Source organism: Agrobacterium vaccinii (assembly GCF_021310995.1).
Lineage (GTDB): Bacteria > Pseudomonadota > Alphaproteobacteria > Rhizobiales > Rhizobiaceae > Agrobacterium > Agrobacterium vaccinii.
This window is the reverse complement of record NZ_CP054150.1, coordinates 1,766,358-1,790,312: the sequence shown is the minus strand read 5'-3', so window position 1 is coordinate 1,790,312 and position 23,955 is coordinate 1,766,358. Positions and strand designations below refer to the sequence as shown.

Sequence of the window (23,955 nt, the reverse complement as noted above, 5' to 3'; positions counted from 1 at the left end):
CCTTCATGCCCGCACGTTCGAACAGTGGAAACAGCCAGCCGCGCTGGCTGTTTCCCTTTGTGGTTTCAGTCGTTTTCATGCTGAGCGCGCTGCCGCTCGGGCGGCTGGCCTATACCGGTGTCATCTCGTCACTCAAAGGTGACATGTGGCCGCTGCTGAGCGATCCGGCGCTGTGGGACGCCGTGCTGAACACGCTGTCCACATCCTTCTTCGGCATGGTGATCTCGCTTGCCATTGGCGCCGGTTTCGCGCTAGCGCTGACGCTGTGCAATATCCGCGGGAAATCGATCTTAAGCTTTCTGTTTATGCTGCCGATGATGATCCCGCCGCAGGTGACTGCCTTGTCGTGGATCGGCATGACGGGGCCATCCAGCACGCTGCTGAAAGCCATCGGCCTTGCGCCGCCTCTGGGCTCGCCGCAGCCGCTGTATTCCATTGCTGGCATTGCCTTGCTGCTGGGCGTGCAGCATGCGCCGCTGGTCTATCTCTCGCTTCGTGCGGGGCTTCTGGCCTTGCCGCAGGATGGCATCGAGGCGGCCAAGCTCTCCGGCGCATCTTCCTGGCAGGTGCTGAAACACATTATCCTGCCGCTGGCCGTGCCGGGGCTGATTGCGGGTGCTGCCATCTCCTTCGTCTCAGGTGTTGGCAATTTCGGCATTCCGGCCATACTCGGTATTCCCGCCTCCATCTTCACCTTGCCGACGCTGATCTACAGTCGTTTTTCAAGCTTTGGCAGCAGCACCTTTGGCGATATAGCCATGCTCTCCGGCATGATCGCCATCATCTCGGTGCTGGGCCTTGCCATTCAGGAACGGGCAATGAAGGGGCGCGATTATCGCATCATCGGCCTATCCGGCAAGGCGGCGACCTTCACGCTGGGGCCATGGCGGGGGCTGGTGGAAACAGCACTCTGGCTCGGCATATTCTTCATGCTGGTCGCGCCGCTGATGGCGCTGGTCTCGAGTTCGCTGGCACCCGCCTATGGCGTCCCACTCAGTCTCAAAACCGCGAGCTTGCATGCCTATGAGGAGATTCTGTTTCGGCAGGCGGTGACGCGAACGGCCTTCGCCAACTCGTTGTTTCTGGCCACAGCGACATCGCTTTGTCTCCTTGTGGTGACAGTATTGACGGCCTATTTCCTCGTGCGCGGCAAAAGCCGTTTCATGTTCCTGCTGTCGGCGCTGGTGGACATTCCCTATGCGCTGCCGGGCGTCGTCATTTCCGTATCCTACGTGCTACTGTTTGCGGCACCTATTCCGCTGCTGGGCGTGACGCTTTACGGCACGCTTTGGATCATTCTGCTGGCCTATTTCTCCTCCTTCTTCGCCGTCAGCCTGAAGCCCATGGTCAGTGCCTTCACGCAGTTCGACCCGGCGCTGGAGGAGGCTGCACGGCTGGCCGGGGCTGGCTTCTGGCGGCGGATGTTCGATATCATCTTGCCGCTGGTCGGGCCTGCTGCGGGTGCATCGGTCATTCTGGTCTTTCTCATCGCCTGCAACGAACTGACCGTTTCGGCGCTGCTCTGGTCGGCGGGCACGCAGACGCTGGGCGTAGTGATCTATAATCTCGATGATAGCGGCAGCTTCAATCTGGCCTCCGCACTGTCCGTGCTGGTAGTGATCATGGTGGTGGTGCTGATGCTGCTTCTCGAACTTCTCGGCGCCAGGCTGCCGAAGGGAGTTGTGCCGTGGCGAAACTGATCCTCAACCGCCTGTCCAAGCGTTTTGGCACCGGAAAACCAGCGGTGGATGATGTCTCCATCACCATTCGGGATGGGGGATTTCTGGCGCTGCTGGGCCCATCCGGCTGCGGCAAGACGACGGTGCTGCGCATGATTGCCGGTTTCGAGCAACCGACCGATGGCTCCATTCTGCTGGGCGAACGCGTGCTGGCCGATGCCGGCAGCATGGTGCCACCGGAACGCCGCAACATGGCGATGGTCTTCCAGTCCTACGCGCTGTGGCCGCATATGACGGTGGCCGACAATGCAGGATATCCGCTGAAAGTGCGCGGCATTTCCGGGGAGACCTACAAGCGCAAGGTGGCACACGCGCTCGCCACCGTGCGGCTGGAGGCCTATGCCAACCGCCGCCCATCCGAATTATCGGGCGGCCAGCGGCAGCGCGTGGCGCTGGCCCGTTGCCTCGTGACGGAGCCGGACGTCGTTCTGCTGGACGAACCGCTCGCCAATCTCGACCGGCATCTGCGCCAGGAAATGGAAGAAACCTTCCGCGAATTCCATGCCACCTCAGGCGCAACGATGATCTACGTCACCCACGATCAGGCCGAAGCCATGGCGCTGGCCACGGATGTCGCCGTGATGTCCGAAGGCAAATTATTGCAGATGGCAGCACCGGCGGAACTTTATGCAAGGCCGGAAGGCAGGCTCGTCGGTGGGCTGGTGGGGCAGGGTGCTATCCTGTCCTTGGTCCTGCCTGAAAGCGCGCCACGGTCTCTGGACTGGAGCCTGTTGAAGCCGCTGATGATGACGGAACGCTCGTTATCACCGCACGGTGATATTCTAGTCCGCCCGCAGGATGTGATACAGGATGGCAATGGCATACCGTGCCGGGTTGCCAACATTCTCTACGAGGGCGAGCGCTATTCCCTGCGGTTGACGCTACCGGACGGGCAGGCGTTGCGCGCCTATTCTCGCGAACCTGCTGCCATCGGCTCGCTCCTTCCCATTATCATCAGGTCTGCATGGCGGCTGTAATGCTTGCCGTGACAGGATTAACGGCTAGTCTGACCTGAGACCAACCGGGAATGATTCATGTCGCTGCGGCTTGCCACGTTCAACATCGAAAACCTGATGACGCGTTTCGATTATACCGGCTTTCGCAACCAGACGCGGCGCGACCGGGCCATGCAGCTTTTCGATGTGCGCGACGAGGCGACCTACCAGGCGCTTGAAAGCGCGCGCATGCTGGCATCGACCGATGATACCCGCCAGCTTTCGGCTCTGGCCATTGCCGATGCGGATGCCGACATTCTCTGCCTTCAGGAAGTCGATAACATGGCCGCCTTGCAGGCCTTCGAATACGGCTATCTCTACCGCATGGTGGGCAATGGCTATCGCCAGAAATATCTGGTGGAAGGCAATGACAGCCGCGGCATCGATGTCGCCGTCATCATGCGCGACGAAACGCTGGATGGCGAAAAGATCGAGCTTGTCGAGATCAAAAGTCATGCGACGCTGACCTATCGCGAGCTTGAACTCTTCACGCCTGAACTGGCACTCACCAACCGCATAGACGACAAGATTTTCAAACGCGATTGCCTCGAACTCAATCTGCGCATCGGCGGCAAACCGTTCACGCTGTATGTGACGCATCTGAAGTCTATGACCAATGCGAGGGAAGCGGGTGATGCCCGGCTTTCCACCATGCCGGTGCGCGAAGCGGAGGTACGGGCCATCCGCCGCATCATCGAAAACCGTTTCGGAGCAGACAAGTCCCGCTCCATGAATTTCGCCATCTGCGGCGACATGAACGACTATCAGGAGCGCGTCATCATTTCCGGCAACCGCCGTACCGGCTACAGCTTCACGCCGGTGAAAGAGGAGCGCAGCGCGCTCGATATTCTCAGCAAGGACGGCTTTGCGATAAACCCCATGCAACGCCGCGACGAGATGGACCGCTGGACCCTCTACCACTCCCGTGGCCCGCAGGAACAGCATCTCTGCCAACTCGACTACATCTGGCTCTCTCCGCATCTGGCGGAGATCAGCGCCAAAAGCGCGCCTGAAATCATCCGCGGTGGTCAGCCTTATCGCACCATCTTTCCGCCGGGGCAGGAGGTTGAGCGCTATCCACGGACGGGTTGGGACCGGCCCAAGGCTTCGGATCATTGCCCGGTGGTGATGACGCTGGATTTGGGGTGATATGGACTCGATTTATTTTCGATAGCATCGGAGCATTTCTTGGAAATGGGCGGAAAGAAAATCAGACCATCCGATTTAGCGTGGGCAGCTGCGACGCTGGCTTTCGGAGCAATCGTCGGGTTGATGGTGGCCACGCTGGGAGTCGTGGTCGTTCGCGGCTTTTGGATAGTTCTGCTCCTGATGCTGCCGTTTCTTTTGATTCAATTTCTGTTTGAAGCGGGCCTGTCTCGTATGTCATTGTTCATAATGAGTTTTTTTAAGAAAATACCAGAGGATGAGCCTGAGCCGCTGCCTAAAGAATATCCTTGGTGGCGTCGCTATAGTTTTTACATAGGATTTCCGGTAGGCGCGGCCTACGGAATCTTTTCCGTCTGGTCCGTTTAGATCAGGAAAAATTAGTCTTACCAAAAGCAAGGCGTGTTTTCGACCATCATTGGATGGACAGCTTATTAGAAAGTGGTGCGCAACTACGCACCAGAACGCCGATTTATTTCTTTGGGAAAGAAACTGGTGCCCCCGACAAGGTTCGAACTCGTGACCCCCTGATTACAAATCAGGTGCTCTACCAACTGAGCTACAAGGGCATTCCAGTGCGGGTGGAATTATCAGATTCTCTGGTGGTGTAAAGCAGAAATTTTGTCTCCGCGTGAAAAAAGTTGGGGGTGGGGTGGTTGGGTTATTCCAGGAGGGCGTAGAGTTTGTGGATGATGGTCCAGTTTTTGTCGCGTTCCAGCAGGCAGAGGTATTCGGAAAAATGCATGCCTGCGAAGCGGTTGGTGAGTTTGACGGAGGCGGTGTCGCCGGTGCGGTCTATTCCGTGGATTTCGTGGTCCGGCTGGTGTTCCTGCAAACCGCTGCCTGCGGAGCGGATCTGGTGGATGAAGTCTTCCAGCGATAGCCACTCGGTGGCGCCTTCGTAATTGCCGACGATGCTGGCGCGCGGGTCGAAGACTTCGCGCAGCAGGCTGGCATCGCCGTAGCTCATGGCCTGCACGTAGTCGGTTACCGTTTGGGTAATGGTTTCTGCCATGGCGTGATCCTCCCTCCAGAAGTTTACGCTAATCTACACCGGTTTTATGGGCTGCGCTATAATCCGAAAGGCCTGCCTGGATGGTGTATGGCGAGCGGTTTTTTGGTTCTGCCATGCGCTGGACAAATTTGCGGGCAATGGCGTAGCGCGGCTGGTGAATGCTGGCGGGTGATGTTGTTTTACGTTCAAAACCTCATGCAAGGGGTGCCTTGGACGGCTAAAATTGCGTATGATCCCGTAATGGTGCTGGCCGCTTGGTGTGGGTGAGGGCTGTTTTCGAGAATGCGAGTGCAGGTGTTTCGGTGATCGATCCTTATGTTTTGCTGGGTGTTGAGCGCGATGCCGATGAGGCGGCGATCAAGTCTGCCTATCGCAAGGTGGCTAAAAGCGCGCACCCCGACAGTGGTGGCGATGCCGATCAGTTCGCGAAGCTGCAACTGGCCTATGAGTTGCTGAAGGACCCTGTGCGCCGCCGGGTGTTTGATGACACGGGCTATGATCCGCAACTGGCCGATGCCAAGGACCTCAAGGGTTTGCTGATGCTGGAAACTCTGGTCAACGAGTTCATTCTAGACGAGCGCGAACCCGGCAGCTTCGATCCCGTTGCCGCCATGCGGCGCAAGCTGACGGACGATATTTTGAAGAGCCGTTTTCATATTCTGGAGCTGGAGCGTCACCGTGCCCGCGTGCGCAAGCATATGGACCGTCTGGGCCGCAAGCCGGAAACGGATGTGCTGGGCTCGATGCTGCGGGCACGCAGCCAGTCCATTGCCGATGCCATTCGCAACGCCGAAACGCAGATCGAGGTTATCGAGCAGGCCTATACGATGCTGGAAGGCTATTCCTATGAACTGGAGATCGCCATTCTGGCAGAGCCGGTTTTGAAAGGCGAGGCGGCGGAGTAGCGGGCCTTTTGGCTCAGGGGCCGTTGACCAGCGTCAGGATCAACTGATGCACCGCACCGCCGTTTGATAGCTCATCCTTGTCGAAATCACGGCCGCGCTGGCGCTGTTCGTTTGAGAGTTCTCCCAGCCGCTGCTGGAGAACGACGCGCACCTTCTGGCATTTCGGATCGTCCTCGGCCCGAAGGCCAACGCTGAAGGCTTCGATCTTTTTGACCATTTCGAGAATGTGCTGGCCGTGAACGCGCTCGTGTTTTTCGACGCCTGCGATGAAGCGTTGCCAGCTTGCGGCGACATCTGGTGGCAGTTTTGCCGGTGCTTTCGGCCAAGTGTAGATAATAGTGAGATTGGGGCGGGCGGTTGCCAGCACGCAGGCACCGTCTGGCTGGGGGCGGTAATCGCGCCGCCATGTCAGCTTGAAAGTGGTGTGTGCCACGGCCTGAACACCGGCCTGCGGCCCACGTTCGCCGATGGAACGGTAGAGATCGATGCCGGAACTGCCTGTGATGGCGTAAGTTTTGATCTGCTCGGAAGGTTTCCATCTGCCCGTTTGCGCATGGGCGAAAGGCGTGGCTATCGTCATCAGCGCGGCGGTGAGCAGAGCTGTCTTAAAGGATTTCGGCACTGAAGCGTCCTGCTGTTTTGGCATTGTATCGGGAAGGCGGTCTGTTCAGACCTGCTCGGGCTCGTAGAGTTCCCAGCCGCGCGGTGTCAGGTGTTCCTGCGGGTGGTAGCGCACCTTGTAGCCCATTTTCTCCGAGCCGTTGACCCAGTAACCCAGATAGACATGCGGCAGGCCAAGCGTGCGAGTACGGGCGATGTGATCGAGAATGAGGAAGGTGCCGAGCGAGCGTTTCTCATAGTCGGGGTTGAAGAAGGAATAGACCATGGACAGGCCGTCGCTCATGGTGTCCGTCAGCGCGACGGCGATCAGCTCGCCGCGCTTGCTGTCATCGATGCCAGCACCCGGCTCGCGCTTGCGATACTCGATGATGCGGGTGTTGACGTGCGTGTCTTCCACCATGACGGCGTAGTCCAGCGCCGACATATCCGACATGCCACCGGATTGATGGCGGTGGTCGAGATAGCGGCGGAAGAGGGAAAACTGCTCAGTGGAGGGTTCAGATTGGTGAACGGTGGCCACGAGGTCATTGTTATGGCTGAGAACGCGGCGCATGGACTTGGTGGGCACGAAACGGTCCACCAGAATGCGTACGGAAACACAGGCGCGACAGGTTTCGCAGGCCGGGCGATAGGCGATGTTCTGGGAGCGACGGAAGCCGCCCTGGGTCAGCAGGTCGTTCATATCGGTCGCGCGTGGACCGACAAGATGCGTGAAGACCTTCCGCTCCAGCTGGCCGGGCAGATAGGGGCAGGTGGCCGGAGCTGTCAGATAAAATTGCGGAGAAGGCGTCGCCTGCGTGTTCATCGAACCCTGATCGCTCCCTTCGCCCGTCAAGACCTTGGTACCAGAATGGCAAAAAGCCCTGAAACGTCAACTGGCAGATGGGGGCTGCACATCAATTTGAGGCAGCCCATGTGACTTTCCTTATATGAGCGTGTCAATCAAGTCGTTCGGACCATAACGGTGCCCATCAGGAAGTCGTGTAGCAGACGCGAACGTTCCGTAAACAGGCCTGCCAGCAGGATCAATGGTGTCAGCACCGAGTTCAGGATCCAGAAAAGCGCGATGTGCATCGTAGATAGAAGGAAGTCGATTCGCCGACCGTTCGTTCGCGCCATTGCAATGCCCATGGCGCGCATGCCGGGTGTTGCCTGGGCGGAGCTGCCCAGCGTCAGGCCGAAATACAGCACGGCAACGACGAAGATGAGGATCGGATAGAGCGCGAAGCCGAGACCGAGCGTGATGACACCAAGGAAGAAGACGATAACGGCGGCCGGAATGCACAGCAGAGCCACGATGATGTAATCGATGATGAAGGCGAACACGCGGCGGCTCAGCACGCCGCTATAGGCGCGCCAGTCTTCGGTGGGTACATATGTCGTATTCGGGTCGAGTGTCATCGACGGGTTCTCCTGTTCGCAAAATTATATGGTGTGGAAAACCGTGCAATGCAATGAGCCGTAGCTCAACCCTTTGCGAGCTTCTTTGCGGCCTCGATCGCGAAGTAGGTCAGGATGCCATCGCAACCCGCGCGCTTGAAACAGAGCAGGGTTTCCATCATCACCCGTTCACCGTCTATCCAGCCCTGCATGGCGGCGGCTTTGATCTGGGTGTATTCGCCGGAGACCTGATAGGCAAAGGTCGGAAGGCCGAAGGCTTCCTTCAAGCGCCAACAGATGTCGAGATAGGGCAGGCCCGGCTTGACCATCAGCATGTCGGCGCCTTCTTCCACATCGAGCGCCGCGTCGCGCATCGCTTCCATGCCGTTGGCGGGGTTGATGTAATAGCTGTTCTTGTCGCCCTTCAGCAGGCCGCTGGTGCAGATCGCCTCGCGGTAGGGACCGTAAAAGCCGGACGAGAACTTGGTGGCATAAGCCATGATGCCGACATTCTGGTGGCCGGCAGCATCCAGCCCGCGACGAATGGCGCCGATGCGGCCATCCATCATTTCAGAGGGGGAAATGATATCGGCACCGGCATCCGCCTGCATGATCGAGGCCTTGACGACCTGATCCACGGTTTCGTCGTTGACGATATCGTCACCGCGCAAAATGCCGTCATGGCCGTGGCTGGTGAAAGGGTCCAGCGCCACATCGGTGATGACGCCGATGTTGCGGACGGACCTTTTGATGGCGACGGTGGCCTGATTGATGAGGTTGTTGGCCTCCAGCGACTGCGATCCTGTCTCGTCACGCAGGTTCATCTCGATGTTGGGGAAGGTCGCGATGGCGGGAATGCCGAGATCGGCTGCTTCCTTCGCTGCCTCCACCAAGCGGTCCACACTCATGCGGTTGACGCCCGGCATGGCGGGAATGGGCTCCACAATGTTGGTACCCGGCACGATGAAGACCGGCCAGATCAGATCGTCCACCGTCAACTGGTTCTCGCGCACCAGCCTGCGCGTCCAGTCCGCCTTGCGGTTTCTGCGCATCCGGCGGTGACCGGTAATGTGATCTACCAGATGGGTCTTGTCGTTCATATACCTTTGCCTTTCCAGATGCGGCACCACTCATACCGACGGTACGGGACGCCGCTGTCTGGACGCGGTCACTTTGCTCACCCTCATTCCTGTGCTTTTCACAGGAATCCAGCCAGCCCATGTCTATGGGCTGAAAAGAGTCCCTGCGCAGCGCAGACGCGCGGCGACTGGATTCCTGTGACAAGCACAGGAATGAGGGGTGCGGATGTGACGGCGTCCAAAACGTCGCTTCATTCAGAGTGGCCCATAACACAATGTAACGCACATGCGAATGCGGCAGATCGTTGCGGGGTTTTGACAGTCACCGTGTCGCAGCGCAATATCTGCTGGTCGCGCCCGCAACAGGTCATTATCTTCGCCCCATGGAACCTGATTCTCTCCCTCATCCCAAACGACCTTTCGCGGAAATTCTCTACATCGTCTTTCTGAGACTGGTGGCGCTGTCGTGTTTCTGGTTCGGCCTGCAATATTGGGCGATGCTGACGGGCTATTCGGTGGGCGGGCAGGCGCGGTTCGATATGCTCAACATGCCATGGCGCGTGGCAGGCACCAGTCTGGCCGTCGTTTTCCCGGTTGCAGCCCTTGGCCTTTGGCTCGGCGCGTCCTGGGGCGCCGTCATGTGGGTCATCGGTGCCGGAACCCAGATCGCCATGTACAGGGTGTGGCCGAATATATTCGGGCACAACACCATGGTGCCCATCATGCACGGCATAATCTCAACTGTTTATATACTATTCCAGGTCGCTTTCTGGCTCGATGCACGCCAAAACGACGAACGCTCAAGAATTGATTTACCATAAAATTAAAGCTATTGAGGCCATTTTTTGGCAGATTTTTTGGCATAAGTCATTGAAATATATAGCGGTGACCGGGGCGATTTTGAATCCGGTACAACACTCATCAAAAGCGAGACATGCAAGTAACGTTTCATTAATCGTGCATTTTAAGTAGAATTTTATGCGCATTGCTTAGATTTGGTCTCAAGGCGGGAAACAAACAAACACCGCCAAACAAAACAGTGAGGCAGTCATGATCAATAGCAAAGCAAAGCCACAGGCCATCGTTTCCGACGCTCAGGACGAAACCATCCGCTCTCTCTACATGGAATCGCTTCACCTGGTCGAGCGCCTCCACCGCCGCCTTCTCGATGTCATCAAGGACGAGTTCGACCGTCAGGGTCGCGATGATGTCAACGCAGTTCAGGCGCTCCTGCTTTTCAACATCGGCACATCCGAACTGACCGCCGGCGAGCTGCGCTCGCGTGGTTACTACCTCGGCTCCAACGTGTCCTACAACGTCAAGAAGCTGGTAGACCTCGGCTTCATCAACCACCAGCGTTCCCGCATCGACCGCCGCTCGGTTCGCATCAGCCTGACCGAAAAGGGCCAGGACATCGCAGAAACCGTTGCAGGCCTCTATGAGCGCCACATCGGCTCCATCGAAAAAGTCGGCGGCATCGGCACCGGCGAGTTCGCAGAAATGAACAAGATGCTCCAGCGTCTGGACCGTTTCTGGAACGACTCGATCGCTTACCGCCTGTAATCGATCGGCAATATCGTATCATCAAGCAAAGCCGGATGTGGGGGCGCATCCGGCTTGTTGCATTTTTGTGCGCTGCAATCGCAAAATCACCTGGCAACACGGGTTCGTGAGGCGCCATCAGGTGACACGAATTGGCCATATTGGTATGGGACCGCCACATGCTAGGAGCCGGCGGTTTCTCCTGTGTTCGCGTCATGCGTCATCCATCGTTCGCATAGAGTTCTTCCTGCCGGCAGGCGCGTCCATACGTGTTTGTTAACGATGTTGTTTTAGGCGTTGTTTATGATGCCTGATAAAGTGGCTGGTAGGTAAAATGACAAAGAAAATCGTCCCCGAAGTTGTTTCACGGCGCGCCATGTTGCGCTCTGCCGTTTCCCTCGGCGCTGTGGCTCTTGCCGCGCCCGCATTTGCGCAAGATGCGTTCAACGATCTCATCGGATCGTCGCGTCGCGGCAATTGGGACGATCAGTTCGATGCCAACTCGTCGCGCGCCGCTGCCGGTGTTGCGTCCAACACCCCGGTTCTGAGCCCTGAGTCGCCCGGCTTCGTGCAGCAGGCGATGATGCAGTATCAGCAGATCGTTTCCAACGGTGGCTGGCCGGAAGTGCCGCCAAGCCAGCAGAAACTTCAGATTGGCGTCAGCGATCCATCCATTCAGGCCCTGCGCCAGCGTCTGATGATCTCCGGCGACCTGCCGCGTGAAGCCGGTATTTCCAGCGCGTTCGATTCCTATGTCGATGGTGCCCTGAAGCGCTTCCAGGCGCGCCACGGCCTTCCGGCTGATGGCGTTATCGGTGAATACACCTTGAAGGCGCTGAATGTTTCCGCACAGATTCGTCTGGGGCAGCTTCAGACCAACCTTGTTCGCATCAACACCATGTCGGGCGATCTCGGCCCGCGCCACGTGATGGTGAATATTCCGGCGGCGTCCATCGAAGCGGTCGAGAACAACCGCGTCGTGCTGCGCAACACGGCTGTCGTTGGCAAGGATACCCGCCCGACCCACATCATCAACTCCAAGATTTACGAGATCATTCTCAACCCTTACTGGACGGCGCCGCGCTCGATCATCGAAAAGGACATCGTGCCTTTGATGCAGAAGGACCCGACCTATCTGGAGCGCAACAACATCCGCCTTCTGGATGGCCGTGGGCAGGAAGTGTCGCCGACGACGATCGACTGGAACGCGCCTAAGGCCCCGAACCTGATGTTCCGTCAGGATCCGGGCAAGAACAACGCCATGTCCTCGACCAAGATCAACTTCCACAACCCGAACAACGAATACATGCACGACACGCCGCAGCAGGGCCTGTTCAACAAGCTGATGCGTTTCGAGTCGTCGGGCTGTGTTCGCGTGCAGAACGTTCGCGACCTGACATCGTGGATGCTGCGTGACACGCCCGGCTGGTCGCGTCAGGAAATCGAACGGGTCATCGCGACCCGTGTCAACACGCCGATCAAGCTGGCGCAGGAAATTCCGGTGTATTTCGTTTACATCACGGCATGGTCGACACGCGATGGCGTCGTGCAGTTCCGCGACGACATCTACAGCAAGGACGGCAATGCCGAGCTGGCGCTGAACACCACCTATACGCAGGAGCAGCCTTCCGGCTCCATCGATGACGATCTGTTGCCGCGCAACTGATCTGCCACGTCAGGCCTGTCAAAAGCCGCGTTTTTCGAAGCGCGGCTTTTTTGTTTGGGGCTTGGATGGAATATTTCCGCTGAAGGTCGCAGTTTGACGGGCAAATCTCGCAGGCTGTCTTGCTCTTGAAAGGGCAGGGCGTTAAGACGCCATCGCATGACTGTCTCAGGAGCTATCATCATGACGAATACAGATGCCTTCTTCTCCCGCCCGCTTGCCGACGCTGATCCCGATATCTTCGGCGCGATCGAGAAGGAGCTGGGTCGTCAGCGCCACGAAATCGAGCTGATCGCTTCTGAGAACATCGTTTCCCGCGCCGTTCTCGAAGCGCAGGGTTCGATCATGACCAACAAATATGCCGAGGGCTATCCGGGCAAGCGCTATTATGGCGGCTGCCAGTTCGTGGATATTGCCGAGGAGCTGGCCATCGAGCGCGCCAAGAAGCTGTTCGGCGTCAATTTCGCCAACGTTCAGCCAAACTCCGGTTCGCAGATGAACCAGGCCGTGTTCCTCGCGCTGCTTCAGCCGGGCGATACGTTCATGGGTCTTGACCTGAACTCCGGGGGGCACCTGACGCACGGTTCGCCGGTCAACATGTCCGGCAAGTGGTTCAACGTCGTGTCCTATGGCGTGCGCGAAGGCGACAACCTGCTGGATATGGACGAAGTCGAGCGCAAGGCCAAGGAAACCAAGCCGAAGCTTATTCTGGCTGGCGGCACAGCTTACTCCCGCGTCTGGGACTGGAAGCGTTTCCGCGAGATTGCCGATGAAGTCGGCGCCTACCTGATGGTCGACATGGCGCATATTGCCGGTCTGGTGGCCGGTGGCCAGCATCCATCGCCCTTCCCGCATTGCCACGTTGCCACGACGACGACCCACAAGTCGCTTCGCGGCCCGCGCGGCGGCATGATCCTGACCAATGACGAGGATCTGGCCAAGAAGTTCAACTCGGCTGTTTTCCCCGGCCTTCAGGGCGGCCCGCTGATGCATGTCATCGCCGCAAAGGCCGTTGCATTCGGTGAAGCGCTTCAGCCGGAGTTCAAGGATTACGCCGCACAGGTCGTCAAAAACGCCAAGGCACTTGCCGAAACGCTGGTCGAAGGCGGTCTGGATGTGGTGTCCGGCGGCACCGACAACCACCTGATGCTGGTCGATCTTCGCAAGAAGAACGCGACCGGCAAGCGGGCGGAAGCAGCACTCGGTCGCGCCTACATCACCTGCAACAAGAACGGCATTCCGTTCGACCCTGAAAAGCCTTTCGTCACCTCAGGCGTTCGTCTCGGCACGCCAGCCGGTACGACACGTGGCTTCAAGGAAGCGGAATTCCGCGAAATCGGCAAGCTGATCGTCGAGACGTTGGATGGCCTCAAGGCTGCCAACTCCGATGAAGGCAATGCCAGCGTTGAAGCTGCGGTCCGGGAGAAGGTTGTCGCGATGACGGACCGGTTCCCGATGTACCCATATCTATAAGAGGGATTAGGCGATGCGCTGCCCTTTTTGCGGCTCGGAAGATACGCAGGTCAAGGACTCGCGTCCGGCAGAGGATAACACCTCCATCCGCCGGCGGCGCATCTGCCCGGATTGCGGCGGTCGCTTTACGACCTATGAACGCGTGCAGTTGCGCGAGTTGATGGTCATTAAGAAGAGCGGCCGCAAGTTGCCCTTCGATCGCGAAAAGCTGGTGCGGTCCTTCGAGATCGCGCTGCGCAAGCGCCCGGTGGATCGCGATCGCATCGAGCGAGCGGTGTCCGGCATTGCGCGACGTCTGGAAAGCTCCGGTGAGACGGAAATTCCATCGGAAGAAATCGGTTTGCAGGTGCTTGAAGCTCTGAAAGGTCTCGATGACGTGGCATTCGTACGCTACGCATCCGTCTACCGCGATTTCAGCCATGCGGAAGATTTCGAGAACGTGATTGCTGAGATCAACGCCAAGATTGCGCGTGATACGGACGCTGGAGCGTAAAACCTTGACGACCCGCGCCGATGATGAACGGTTCATGGCACGGGCAATCGAGATTTCCCGCAGCCATACAGGCCTCACAGATACCAACCCCTCCGTCGGCTGTGTTCTTGTCAAAGATGGCGAGATCATCGCCGAAGCCGTGACGGCGATTGGCGGACGCCCGCATGCGGAGCGCCAGGCACTGGAGATCGCGGGCGAAGCGGCGAGGGGAGCGACGGCCTATGTCACCCTCGAACCCTGCTCCCATTTCGGCAGAACACCGCCATGCGCCAACGCGCTGGTGGATTTCGGTGTGGCTCGCGTGGTTGTCGCCGTCGATGACCCGGACGAGCGGGTTTCCGGGCGCGGCTACCAGATTTTGCGGGATGCCGGGATTGCGGTTGAAACCGGCTTGCTGCGCCGTGAGGGCGAGCGTTTGATGGCCGGATATCTCACGCGGAAGATGAAGAAACGTCCGCATGTGATTTTAAAAATTGCAATTTCTGCGGATGGTATGATTGGCCGGGTTGGGGCAGGGCAGGTGGCGATCACCGGTCCTGAATCGCGGCACGCCGTGCATGAGCTGCGGGCGCGGTGTGGTGCTATTCTGGTTGGGATTGGGACTGCGATTGCCGATGACCCTGAGTTAACGGTGCGGATTGCCGGGCTTGAGCACCGCTCGCCGGTGCGGATTGTGCTGGATCGGCGGTTGGAGTTGCCGGTCGGGTCGACGTTGGTGCGGACGGCTGGGGATGTGGGTGTGGTTGTGGCGCGGCTGGGGTCGAGTGCGGAGCTACCCCCCTCTGTCCTGCCGGACATCTCCCCCACAGGTGGGGAGATTGGCTGGGCGCTGGCATCGCTGGACACCTCACCCTCAGGGTCAGACGCTAAAAATGAATCAATGGTCGACGCGTCCGATACAGGTTCCGGAGTGGAGCGATCAGCCAACCGCGAGTCGATCTCCCCACCTGTGGGGGAGATGCCCGGCAGGGCAGAGGGGGGTAGCGCCACCCACAAACGCCAACACCTCGAAGCCTCGGGCGTCGAAATCCTCGAAACCGAAACCCTCCAATCTCTCCTAACCCTGCTCTCCAACCGCGGAATATCTGAACTTCTGGTCGAAGGTGGCGCTCACGTCGCGAAATCCTTCCTTGAAGCCGGCCTCGTAGACCGTATCCTGCTGTTCGAAAGCCCCATGATCGTCGGCGCGGGCGGGCTTGAAAGCCCGGTCAAGCGGTCCGATATTCCAGAGGAATTTACATTTGTCGGCGAAACCGCTTACGGGCCGGATCGCTGTTTTGAATTTGAAAGGCCGCTTTGATGTTTACCGGAATTGTCACCGACGTCGGAACCGTGTCCGAGCTTGAGGCGCTGCCTGAAGGTGTGCGTCTGCGCGTTGCGACGAGCTATGACCCCAAAACGATCGACATCGGCGCATCGATTTCCCATGGCGGTGTGTGCCTGACCGTCACGAAGCTGCCGGAAGAGGGAAGCAACGAGCGCTGGTTCGAGGTGGAGGCCTGGGAAGAGGCGCTTCGTCTGACCACCATCGCAAGCTGGACCAAGGACACCCGCGTCAATCTGGAGCGGGCGCTGAAGATCGGTGACGAACTCGGCGGGCACATCGTTTCAGGTCATGTGGATGACAAGGCCGAGATACTGTCCATCGAACCGGAAGGCGAGGCCGTGCGCATTCGCCTGCGGGCACCGCAGCATCTTGCGAAATTCGTTGCACCGAAAGGCTCCATCGCGCTTGATGGTACATCGCTGACCGTCAACGCCGTCAACGGTACGGATTTCGATGTCCTCCTCATCCGCCACACGCTGTCCGTCACCACATGGGGCGACCGGCAGGCGGGTGATTTCGTGAATTTCGAGGTCGATACGATGGCACGCTACGCGGCCAGGCTTGCGGAATTTCCGACCCAATCTGCCTGACGTAACTGGCGCAACTGGCCTTTTGCAGCACCCGTCGCGGGCGGCGGGTGAGCAGCATTGCATTAAAAATACTTGCCAAGCGTGGCAAGCCATGGTTTGACCGCGCCAAAAGCCGGGATGATCCGGCGCAGCTTTTCAGGAAATTCCCATGTCCAAGCCTCATCTTCTCATCGTGGAAGCACGTTTTTATGACGATATGGCCGATGCTCTTCTCGATGGCGCGAAGTTCGCGCTCGATGAAGCTGGCGCCACCTATGACATCATCACCGTTCCCGGCGCGCTGGAAATTCCACCTGCCATCGCCATGGCGCTCGATGCTGCTGACGATGAAGGCACGGAATATGACGGTTTCGTTGCGCTTGGCATGGTCATTCGCGGTGAGACCTACCATTTCGACATCGTTTCCAATGAATCCTCGCGCGCGCTTATGGACCTCGCGGTCAGTGAATCGCTTGCGATCGGCAACGGCATCATGACTGTCGAGAACGAAGATCAGGCCTGGGCGCGCGTGCGCCGGTCCGACAAGGACAAGGGTGGCTTTGCAGCCCGCGCTGCCTTGACCATGATCGAACTGAAGAAAAAGCTGGGTGGCTGAAAGCATGAGCAATACCGATAACGGTTCCGAGCCACGTCAGCCTTCCACGAAGCCCGTCAACCAGCGTGGTGCTGCGCGGCTTGCTGCCGTGCAGGCGCTGTACCAGATGGATGTCGGCGGCACCGGCGTGATGGAAGTGGTTGCTGAATACGAGGCACACCGCCTCGGTCAGGAAGTGGACGGCGAGACCTATCTCAAGGCCGATCCATCTTGGTTCCGCTCCATCGTTGCGGGCGTCGTGCGCGACCAGACCAAGATCGACCCGCTGGTGCGCTCCGCCCTTCAGGAAGACTGGCCACTGTCGCGTCTCGACACCACCGTTCGCGCTATCTTACGTGCTGGAACGTTCGAAATTCTGGAGCGGAAGGACGTTCCGGTCGCCGTGATCGTGACCGAATATGTCGAGATTGCCCGGGCGTTCTTCGAACATGACGAGCCCAAGCTGGTAAATGCGGTTTTGGACCGCATTGCCAAGCAGATCCGCGGCGAGGTAAAGCGCTAAAAACACACGAGGAAGATATGAGCGCCGTTTCTGTTCCGGGACTTGAACAACAACTGAACGACGCCAAACGCAATGTCTTCCTTTTGACCATGGCGCAGGCCGTCATGGGATCTGCCGGGCCGCTCAGCTTTTCGGTCGGGGCGCTGGCGGGCTATCAATTGCTGGGCGCGGACAAATCGCTGGCAACGGCACCGCTGACGGGTTTCAACGTCGGCGTTGCCATTGGCGCCATCGCGGTGGCTTTCGCCGCCCGCTTTCTGGGCCGCAAGACGGGCTTCATTCTAGGCGCGCTGCTTTGCTCCACCGGGGGAGGGCTCGCGTCACTCGCGCTGTTTCGTGCCGACTTCTGGCTGTTTGCGTTCGGCCTGCTGTTGATCGGTGTCGCCGGTGGCTTTACCCAGAAAATCCGCTTTGCCGCGGCGGACGCATCTCCTTCTTTCTACAAGCCCAAGGCCATTTCCTGGATTTTGGCTGGTGGAGTGATTTCCGCCATTCTCGGGCCGCAACTGGCCATTTTCGGCAAGGATGCATTCGAGCCCGTGTTGTTTGCCGGTGCTTTCATGGCGCTCATTCCTCTGGGTCTCATCGCTGCTGCCGTTTTTTCCTTTCTCAAACTTCCCGAATTGCGCAGCGCATCCACAATTTCAGAACCAGCGCGGCCGCTTAAAGAGATCGTGCTGACGCATCGTTTCATGACCGGCATGATCTGCGGCATCGGTTCCTATGCGCTGATGACCTTCATGATGATCGGCGCGCCGCTGGCCATGGTCATCGGCTGCGGCTTTCCCAGCGAAATGGCGACGCTCGGCATTCAGTGGCACGTGCTGGCCATGTTCGGCCCGAGTTTCTTCACCGGCATGCTGATTTCCCGTTTCGGCGCGGAAAAGGTCGTGGCTGCGGGGCTTCTGGTTTTGATGGCCTGCGCCGTGGTTGCGCATATGGGCATTGCGCTCTGGAATTTCTGGGCGGCGCTCATTCTTTTAGGCATGGGCTGGAACTTCGGTTTCATCGGCGCGACATCCATCGTGTCCTCCAGCTATCGCCCGCACGAAGCGGACAAGGTGCAGGGCTTTCACGATATCATCCTGTTCGGCACGGTCGCGCTGTCGTCCTTTGCCTCGGGGCAGGTGTTCACAACATGGGGCTGGTCGGTCATGAACCTCGTGATATGGCCGGTCGCAGGCACATGCCTTCTGCTTATTCTTTTCCTTTTTCTAAAACAAAAGCGAAAACCACTCTGAATCAGAGTGATAAGATTTCCGCCAGTCATCTTCGCACTTGACGCGGCGGGTTTTGCCAACGCATCTTTGCCGCGCAAGCCGTTCGTCCTTGGAGGAGAACGAGCGGCTTACCTCGGCGTCAGGGCTTGGTTTCTCGCGCCGCGCATGGTTTCGCCCGCCGGGAAGGGAGTGAGCCCGGCACATAGGAGGTAAGTGCGAATGACCGTTATTGCATTGGTAATTTTATGCGGTGTCCTGTCCGTGGTTTACGCGGTCTGGGCAACGAAAAGCGTTCTGGATGCCGATCAGGGCACCGCGCGCATGCAGGAAATAGCAGGCTACATCCGCGAGGGCGCGCAGGCGTATCTCACCCGTCAATATCTTACCATTGCAATCGTCGGTATCATCGTCGCAATCGCCGTCTGGTTCCTGCTATCGCAGGAAGCCTCTATCGGTTTCATCATCGGTGCCGTCCTGTCAGGTGCTGCCGGTTTCGTCGGTATGCATGTCTCGGTGCGTGCCAATCTGCGCACCGCGCAGGCCGCATCCCACAGCCTGGCCGCAGGTCTGGACATCGCGTTCAAATCCGGCGCCATCACCGGCATGCTGGTGGCCGGTCTCGCGCTCCTGGGTGTGTCCATCTATTATCTGGTGCTGACGGCAGGCCTTGGCCATGCCACGGGCTCGCGTGAAGTCATCGATGCGCTGGTGTCGCTTGGCTTCGGTGCATCGCTGATCTCCATCTTCGCCCGGCTTGGTGGCGGTATCTTCACCAAGGGTGCGGATGTGGGCGGCGATCTCGTCGGCAAGGTCGAGGCGGGTATTCCCGAGGATGATCCACGCAACCCTGCCACCATTGCGGACAATGTCGGCGACAACGTTGGCGATTGCGCTGGCATGGCGGCCGACCTTTTCGAGACCTATGCGGTCTCGGTCGTCGCGACCATGGTTCTCGCTGCGATCTTCTTTGCTGGTGCGCCTGTGCTGGAAAGCGCGATGCTTTATCCGCTGGCCATCTGCGGCGTGTGCATTCTAACCTCGATTGCGGGGACATTCTTCGTCAAGCTCGGCACTAACAATTCCATCATGGGCGCGCTCTACAAGGGCCTGATCGCAACCGGCGTCTTTTCCGTCGCGGGTCTTGCGGCAGCTACGTCGCTCACCATCGGCTGGGGCAGCATCGGTACGGTTGCCGGACAGGACATTACCGGTACCAACCTGTTCTTCTGCGGCCTTCTGGGGCTTCTGGTTACCGCACTGATCGTGGTCATTACCGAATACTATACCGGCACCAACAAGCGCCCGGTCAATTCCATCGCGCAGGCCTCCGTCACGGGGCACGGCACCAACGTCATTCAGGGGCTTGCCGTCTCGCTCGAGTCGACTGCTCTGCCTGCCATCGTCATCGTCGGTGGCATCATCTCGACCTATCAGCTCGCAGGCCTGTTCGGCACGGGTATCGCCGTGACGGCTATGTTGGGGCTTGCGGGCATGATTGTGGCCCTCGATGCCTTCGGCCCTGTCACAGACAATGCCGGTGGAATTGCGGAAATGGCGGGTCTCGACCCGGATGTCCGCAAGGCGACGGATGCGCTGGATGCCGTGGGGAACACCACCAAGGCGGTGACCAAGGGTTACGCTATCGGCTCGGCTGGCCTTGGCGCGCTGGTTCTGTTTGCGGCCTATTCCAACGACCTTGCCTACTTTGCCGCTAATGGCGATCTCTATCCCTACTTCAAGGATATCGGCGAGATTTCCTTCAGCCTCTCCAACCCCTATGTCGTCGCAGGCCTGCTGTTCGGCGGCATGATCCCCTACCTCTTCGGCGGCATCGCCATGACGGCTGTCGGCAAGGCTGCGGGCGCCATCGTGGAGGAAGTGCGCCGTCAGTTCCGCGAAAAGCCGGGCATCATGCAGGGCACGGAAAAGCCGGATTACGGCAGAGCGGTGGATCTGCTGACGAAGGCGGCGATCCGCGAAATGATCGTTCCATCGCTGCTGCCGGTTCTGGCTCCGCTGGTTGTCTATTTCGGTGTGCTGCTGATTTCAGGTTCGAAAGCCTCGGCTTTCGCTGCCCTTGGTGCATCGCTGCTGGGTGTGATTATCAACGGTCTGTTCGTGGCGATCTCCATGACATCGGGCGGTGGCGCGTGGGACAACGCCAAGAAAAGCTTTGAAGATGGCTTCATCGACAAGGATGGCGTGACGCATATGAAGGGTTCGGATGCGCACAAGGCATCGGTGACCGGGGATACGGTCGGTGATCCCTACAAGGACACGGCTGGTCCCGCGGTCAATCCTGCCATCAAGATCACCAACATCGTGGCGTTGTTGTTGTTGGCTGTGCTGGCGCATTGATATGGCGTGAGGTGAGGGGGTAACGAGACGATCTTGCTGTCCCACCCTCCGTCACCCCGCAATTGATGCGGGGTCTCTTGCCACGTAGACGCGTGGCGACTGGATACCGGCTCGAGGCCGGTATGATGGATAGGGGAGATAGGACATCAAACAAAAAAAGGCCCGCGAGACAATCTCGCGGGCCTTTTGCATATCCGTCTGCCGGATCAGAAACCGTCGCTGCTGCCGCTGGACTGACCCAGGATGCTCTTGGCGATACCAGCGCCTGCCGTGCCGCCGGACAGAAGCTGCTGCAGGAAGGTCAGGTCCTTGCCGCCTGTTGGGGTGGTGCGCGAAATCGTATCGAAGACCTTGCCGTCCTGAAGCGTGTAGTTCGCCTTTTGCGATACGACGCCGTTCTTGTCGAAGTAGATCGCAAGAATGCTCTGCTCGACCAGCTTTGGCTTCATGAAGGCTGCCTTACGCACGCGCTTCTGGGAGATGTAGTAGAAAACTTCGTTGCCGAAGGTGGCTGTGGTCGATGGCGTGCCCATGGTCAGCAACACCTGTTCGCGGCTTGAGCCGACGGGGATCAGTTGCAGCGACTGTTCATCGGCGACATAACCGTTGTGGAAGACGTCGGTGGTGCTGGAGCAGGCCGTCAACAGGCTGGATGCGATGACGATTGCCACGGCAGTCTTGCTCAGAAAACGTGTCTGCGTTGCGGACTTCTGCTTGCTCACCTGCGTTTCCCCGACTGCGATCATGAATGGCACCTTCCGGTATGCTGACGTGTGTACCGCTTCTGTACACATGATTATGTCAATCCGGGGACACAAAACCCCCGCTTCACAAAGGAATGCAATGGCTTCGTGAAAATGACGCTTCCTCCGGCGCTTCTCTTCGACTGTTTCAGCCCAACGATGAACGTGACCTCAACGGCATTGCAATTCTCGGATGCTTCGGTAAACCAGCTTTGGCAATCATGCAACAAGGGCAATGGACGAGACGCGATTTCGTCGATCAATATTCGGAAATTTCGATGGTCTTCGGTCTCTTCAAGAAGAAAAACAGCAATGGTGCGATCGTTGACAGGCAATATACGGCGCTGACGAGCGCTGCACGCCAGCCTGACTTCTATCTGCACCTCAATGTTCCCGATACCGTCATGGGCCGTTTCGAGCTTCTAGCGATCGTGATGATTCTGTATTTCCGCCGGACGAAAACCTCTGAAACCAGTGGACAGGAGATTGCCCAGGAGATCATCGACGCGTTTTTTCAGGATCTGGACCACTCCATGCGCGAGCTTGGCATTGGCGACCAGGGCGTGCCCAAACGCATGAAGAAATTTGCTGGAATGTTCTACGGTCGTCTCGAATCCTACGCCGCAGCGCTGGATGGTGGGGATGCGCAAGCCCTTGCCGCAGCCCTCGCGCGCAATATATACCCACAGGCAGAAGCGCCGGTCCCTTCGATGGACGGCCTTGCCAACTGGATGATGATGGCGTCCGACGCCCTGTCTGCACAGTCGGAAGACGTGATCGCGACGGGCAATGTGACGCTGCCCGCCCCGGAGTTTAAGAGGTTTTAATGAATTCGCAAAACGCGGCCAATGACGACGTTCCTTTTTCCTACCCCGTCAAGGTAGGTCATATTTCCGCCAATCCCGTCAGGATTCGTCTGTCCGCCAGTGAGGATGAACTCAAGGCGTTGGCGAAGCTGTGGAATGTGCTGTCCGTCGAATATCTGAAAAGCGAATTGCAGGTCACACGCTGGAAACGCGATGGTGTCAAGATTACCGGTGATGTGAAGGCGGCGTTGACGCAGTCCTGCGTCGTCACGCTGGAGCCGGTGGAAAGCGTTCTGGACGAGACCTTCGAGCACATCTTCGTGCCCGAGGGTTCGAAGCTGGCGCGGATGATGACGAACGAGCAGGGCGAAATCGTGCTGGACCCCGATGGTCCCGATACACCGGACCAGTTCACCGGCGATACGATCGACGTCGGTGCCGTTGTGACGGAGTTTGCGGCGCTCGGCATCGACCCCTATCCGCGCAAACCGGATGTGGATTTCGCGGGTTATGGTGAGACAAAGGCGGAAGAGGACAAAAAACCGTCGCCTTTTGCAGCATTGAAGGACTGGAAAAAGGACTGAACGGATCGCATGCGATCGAGAATTCAGTTGTAAGCAGGCGCGGAAACGGTATTTTCGCGCAAAATTTCGCCGCAGGGCGGTAAAAAGGATCAGGGACGAGTGATCAGAATAGCAATTGACGTCATGGGCGGGGATTTTGGCCCTGATGTTGCCATCGCTGGCGCTGCTGCGGCGCTGGACCGTCATAACGATGTGACCTTCCTGCTCTACGGGCAGAAGAGCAAATGCGATCCTATTCTGGCGCAATTTCCCAAGCTTCGGGACAAATCGCAATTTTTCGATTGCGAAGTTTCCGTTGCCATGGACGAAAAGCCAAGCCAGGCGCTACGCCGCGGGCGTTACGTCTCCAGCATGTGGCGCGCCATCGAAGCGGTGAAGCTTGGCGAAGCGGATGTCGCTGTTTCTGCCGGTAACACCGGCGCGCTGATGGCGATGGCGAAGTTTTGCCTGCGCACCATGGCGCGGGTGGAGCGCCCTGCGATCGCCGGTATTTGGCCGACGCTCAAAGGCGAAAGCATCGTTCTGGACGTCGGTGCGACCATCGGTGCGGATTCGCAGCAGCTTCTCGACTTTGCCATCATGGGCGGCGCCATGGCGCGCGCGCTGTTCGACATCGACCGCCCGACGGTTGGACTGCTGAATGTCGGCGTCGAGGAAGTAAAGGGGCAGGAGGAGGTCCGCGAAGCCGGTCGCCTCATTCGTGAAGCCGACCTTGGCACCATCGATTATCGCGGTTTCGTGGAAGGTGACGATATCGGCAAGGGCACCGTGGATGTTGTCGTCACCGAAGGCTTTACGGGCAACATCGCGCTCAAAGCAGCGGAAGGTACGGCAAAGCAGATCACCACGCTGTTGCGCGAGGCGATTTCCCGCAGTTTCATCGCTAAGATCGGTTACATCCTGGCCAAGAGCGCATTCGACGTGCTGCGCGAGAAGATGGACCCGCGTAAGGTCAATGGCGGCGTGTTCCTCGGTCTGAACGGCATCGTCATCAAAAGCCATGGCAGCACGGACGCGCTTGGTTTCGCGTCCGCGGTCGATGTGGGCTATGATATGGCCCATAACGGACTGACCGCAAAAATAGAAAACGATTTGAAAGCATACCACGCAAGACGGCTGCCGCCACCGGCGCCGGAAGCTCTCGTGGTCGATGAGGAATAA

25 protein-coding genes and 1 tRNA gene are annotated in these 23,955 nt (G+C 58.5%); 19 read left to right on the top strand and 7 right to left on the bottom strand.

What is annotated here, in order from left to right; genetic code table 11:
• Positions 1-5 precede the first annotated feature (5 nt).
• From HRR99_RS08960 to HRR99_RS08945, 4 genes are read left to right on the top strand one after another with little or no spacing between them, the layout of a single operon-like run.
• Positions 6-1,700 (top strand): ABC transporter permease, encoded by a 1,695-nt coding sequence (locus tag HRR99_RS08960; protein ID WP_233121238.1) that lies wholly within the window; start codon positions 6-8, stop codon positions 1,698-1,700.
• Complete coding sequence (locus HRR99_RS08955) at positions 1,688-2,716, top strand: ABC transporter ATP-binding protein (protein WP_233121237.1); 1,029 nt, start codon at positions 1,688-1,690, stop codon at positions 2,714-2,716. Before HRR99_RS08960 ends, HRR99_RS08955 begins: the two co-directional genes overlap by 13 nt.
• A 57-nt stretch (positions 2,717-2,773) precedes the next feature.
• Entirely contained in the window at positions 2,774-3,883 is a 1,110-nt protein-coding gene (locus tag HRR99_RS08950) for an endonuclease/exonuclease/phosphatase family protein (RefSeq protein ID WP_233121235.1), read from the top strand.
• Between the two features lie 39 nt (positions 3,884-3,922).
• Entirely contained in the window at positions 3,923-4,267 is a 345-nt protein-coding gene (locus HRR99_RS08945) for a hypothetical protein (protein WP_233121233.1), read from the top strand.
• Positions 4,268-4,391: 124 nt separating this feature from the next.
• Here HRR99_RS08945 and HRR99_RS08940 read toward each other — a convergent pair.
• Both HRR99_RS08940 and HRR99_RS08935 read right to left on the bottom strand, forming a co-directional pair.
• Positions 4,392-4,467: transfer RNA gene (locus HRR99_RS08940), tRNA-Thr, on the bottom strand.
• 92 nt (positions 4,468-4,559) lie between these two features.
• Complete coding sequence (locus HRR99_RS08935; protein WP_233121231.1) at positions 4,560-4,913, bottom strand: nuclear transport factor 2 family protein; 354 nt, start codon at positions 4,911-4,913, stop codon at positions 4,560-4,562.
• A 302-nt stretch (positions 4,914-5,215) separates the two neighbouring features.
• On the opposite strand from HRR99_RS08935, the gene HRR99_RS08930 reads away from it, so the two are divergent.
• Positions 5,216-5,818, top strand: coding sequence for a J domain-containing protein (locus HRR99_RS08930; protein WP_233121229.1), 603 nt, complete (start codon positions 5,216-5,218; stop codon positions 5,816-5,818).
• A gap of 13 nt (positions 5,819-5,831) precedes the next feature.
• On the opposite strand, the gene HRR99_RS08925 is transcribed toward HRR99_RS08930, so the two are convergent.
• The 4 genes from HRR99_RS08925 to hemB form a co-directional block, all read right to left on the bottom strand.
• Complete coding sequence (locus HRR99_RS08925) at positions 5,832-6,398, bottom strand: DUF922 domain-containing Zn-dependent protease (RefSeq protein WP_233123465.1); 567 nt, start codon at positions 6,396-6,398, stop codon at positions 5,832-5,834.
• A gap of 87 nt (positions 6,399-6,485) precedes the next feature.
• Complete coding sequence (locus HRR99_RS08920) at positions 6,486-7,244, bottom strand: arginyltransferase (RefSeq protein ID WP_233123464.1); 759 nt, start codon at positions 7,242-7,244, stop codon at positions 6,486-6,488.
• Positions 7,245-7,381: 137 nt separating this feature from the next.
• On the bottom strand, positions 7,382-7,840 hold the full coding sequence (locus tag HRR99_RS08915; RefSeq protein ID WP_233121228.1) for an RDD family protein: 459 nt from the start codon (positions 7,838-7,840) through the stop codon (positions 7,382-7,384).
• 65 nt (positions 7,841-7,905) lie between these two features.
• Positions 7,906-8,919: a porphobilinogen synthase gene (hemB, locus tag HRR99_RS08910; RefSeq protein ID WP_111838107.1), complete on the bottom strand. Its 1,014-nt coding sequence runs from the start codon at positions 8,917-8,919 to the stop codon at positions 7,906-7,908.
• A gap of 362 nt (positions 8,920-9,281) precedes the next feature.
• On the opposite strand from hemB, the gene HRR99_RS08905 reads away from it, so the two are divergent.
• From HRR99_RS08905 to HRR99_RS08855, 11 genes are all read left to right on the top strand, one after another.
• Positions 9,282-9,719 (top strand): DUF6163 family protein, encoded by a 438-nt coding sequence (locus tag HRR99_RS08905; RefSeq protein WP_162694384.1) that lies wholly within the window; start codon positions 9,282-9,284, stop codon positions 9,717-9,719.
• Positions 9,720-9,951: 232 nt separating this feature from the next.
• Entirely contained in the window at positions 9,952-10,461 is a 510-nt protein-coding gene (ldtR, locus tag HRR99_RS08900) for a transcriptional regulator LdtR (protein WP_173645921.1), read from the top strand.
• 313 nt (positions 10,462-10,774) lie between these two features.
• Entirely contained in the window at positions 10,775-12,106 is a 1,332-nt protein-coding gene (locus HRR99_RS08895; protein WP_111838110.1) for a L,D-transpeptidase family protein, read from the top strand.
• A gap of 180 nt (positions 12,107-12,286) precedes the next feature.
• Positions 12,287-13,576 carry a serine hydroxymethyltransferase gene (gene glyA / locus HRR99_RS08890; protein ID WP_112498807.1) on the top strand — a complete coding sequence of 430 codons (1,290 nt, stop codon included), beginning with the start codon at positions 12,287-12,289 and terminating at the stop codon, positions 13,574-13,576.
• A gap of 13 nt (positions 13,577-13,589) precedes the next feature.
• A complete protein-coding gene (gene nrdR / locus HRR99_RS08885) occupies positions 13,590-14,069 on the top strand; it encodes a transcriptional regulator NrdR (protein ID WP_045228943.1) in 480 nt (159 codons plus the stop codon).
• 4 nt (positions 14,070-14,073) lie between these two features.
• On the top strand, positions 14,074-15,369 hold the full coding sequence (gene ribD, locus HRR99_RS08880; protein WP_233121226.1) for a bifunctional diaminohydroxyphosphoribosylaminopyrimidine deaminase/5-amino-6-(5-phosphoribosylamino)uracil reductase RibD: 1,296 nt from the start codon (positions 14,074-14,076) through the stop codon (positions 15,367-15,369).
• Positions 15,369-15,986: a riboflavin synthase gene (locus HRR99_RS08875; protein WP_233121224.1), complete on the top strand. Its 618-nt coding sequence runs from the start codon at positions 15,369-15,371 to the stop codon at positions 15,984-15,986. Before ribD ends, HRR99_RS08875 begins: the two co-directional genes overlap by 1 nt.
• A 148-nt stretch (positions 15,987-16,134) precedes the next feature.
• Positions 16,135-16,581 carry a 6,7-dimethyl-8-ribityllumazine synthase gene (gene ribH, locus HRR99_RS08870; RefSeq protein ID WP_112498809.1) on the top strand — a complete coding sequence of 149 codons (447 nt, stop codon included), beginning with the start codon at positions 16,135-16,137 and terminating at the stop codon, positions 16,579-16,581.
• Positions 16,582-16,585: 4 nt separating this feature from the next.
• Positions 16,586-17,083, top strand: coding sequence for a transcription antitermination factor NusB (nusB, locus tag HRR99_RS08865; RefSeq protein WP_111838450.1), 498 nt, complete (start codon positions 16,586-16,588; stop codon positions 17,081-17,083).
• 17 nt (positions 17,084-17,100) lie between these two features.
• Positions 17,101-18,324, top strand: coding sequence for an MFS transporter (locus HRR99_RS08860; protein ID WP_233121223.1), 1,224 nt, complete (start codon positions 17,101-17,103; stop codon positions 18,322-18,324).
• Positions 18,325-18,522: 198 nt separating this feature from the next.
• The gene (locus HRR99_RS08855) at positions 18,523-20,661 is read left to right on the top strand and encodes a sodium-translocating pyrophosphatase (protein ID WP_233121222.1); all 2,139 of its coding nucleotides are present in this window, start codon (positions 18,523-18,525) and stop codon (positions 20,659-20,661) included.
• Positions 20,662-20,867: 206 nt separating this feature from the next.
• Here HRR99_RS08855 and HRR99_RS08850 read toward each other — a convergent pair whose 3' ends face one another.
• On the bottom strand, positions 20,868-21,407 hold the full coding sequence (locus tag HRR99_RS08850) for an outer membrane protein assembly factor BamE (protein WP_112498813.1): 540 nt from the start codon (positions 21,405-21,407) through the stop codon (positions 20,868-20,870).
• A 275-nt stretch (positions 21,408-21,682) separates the two neighbouring features.
• On the opposite strand from HRR99_RS08850, the gene HRR99_RS08845 reads away from it, so the two are divergent.
• The 3 genes from HRR99_RS08845 to plsX all read left to right on the top strand — a co-directional run bounded on the left by HRR99_RS08845 (position 21,683) and on the right by plsX (position 23,955).
• Positions 21,683-22,231 carry a ubiquinol-cytochrome C chaperone family protein gene (locus tag HRR99_RS08845; RefSeq protein ID WP_233121221.1) on the top strand — a complete coding sequence of 183 codons (549 nt, stop codon included), beginning with the start codon at positions 21,683-21,685 and terminating at the stop codon, positions 22,229-22,231.
• Positions 22,231-22,794, top strand: coding sequence for a YceD family protein (locus HRR99_RS08840; RefSeq protein ID WP_111838118.1), 564 nt, complete (start codon positions 22,231-22,233; stop codon positions 22,792-22,794). Before HRR99_RS08845 ends, HRR99_RS08840 begins: the two co-directional genes overlap by 1 nt.
• Before the next feature lie 99 nt (positions 22,795-22,893).
• Complete coding sequence (plsX, locus tag HRR99_RS08835) at positions 22,894-23,955, top strand: phosphate acyltransferase PlsX (RefSeq protein WP_111838119.1); 1,062 nt, start codon at positions 22,894-22,896, stop codon at positions 23,953-23,955.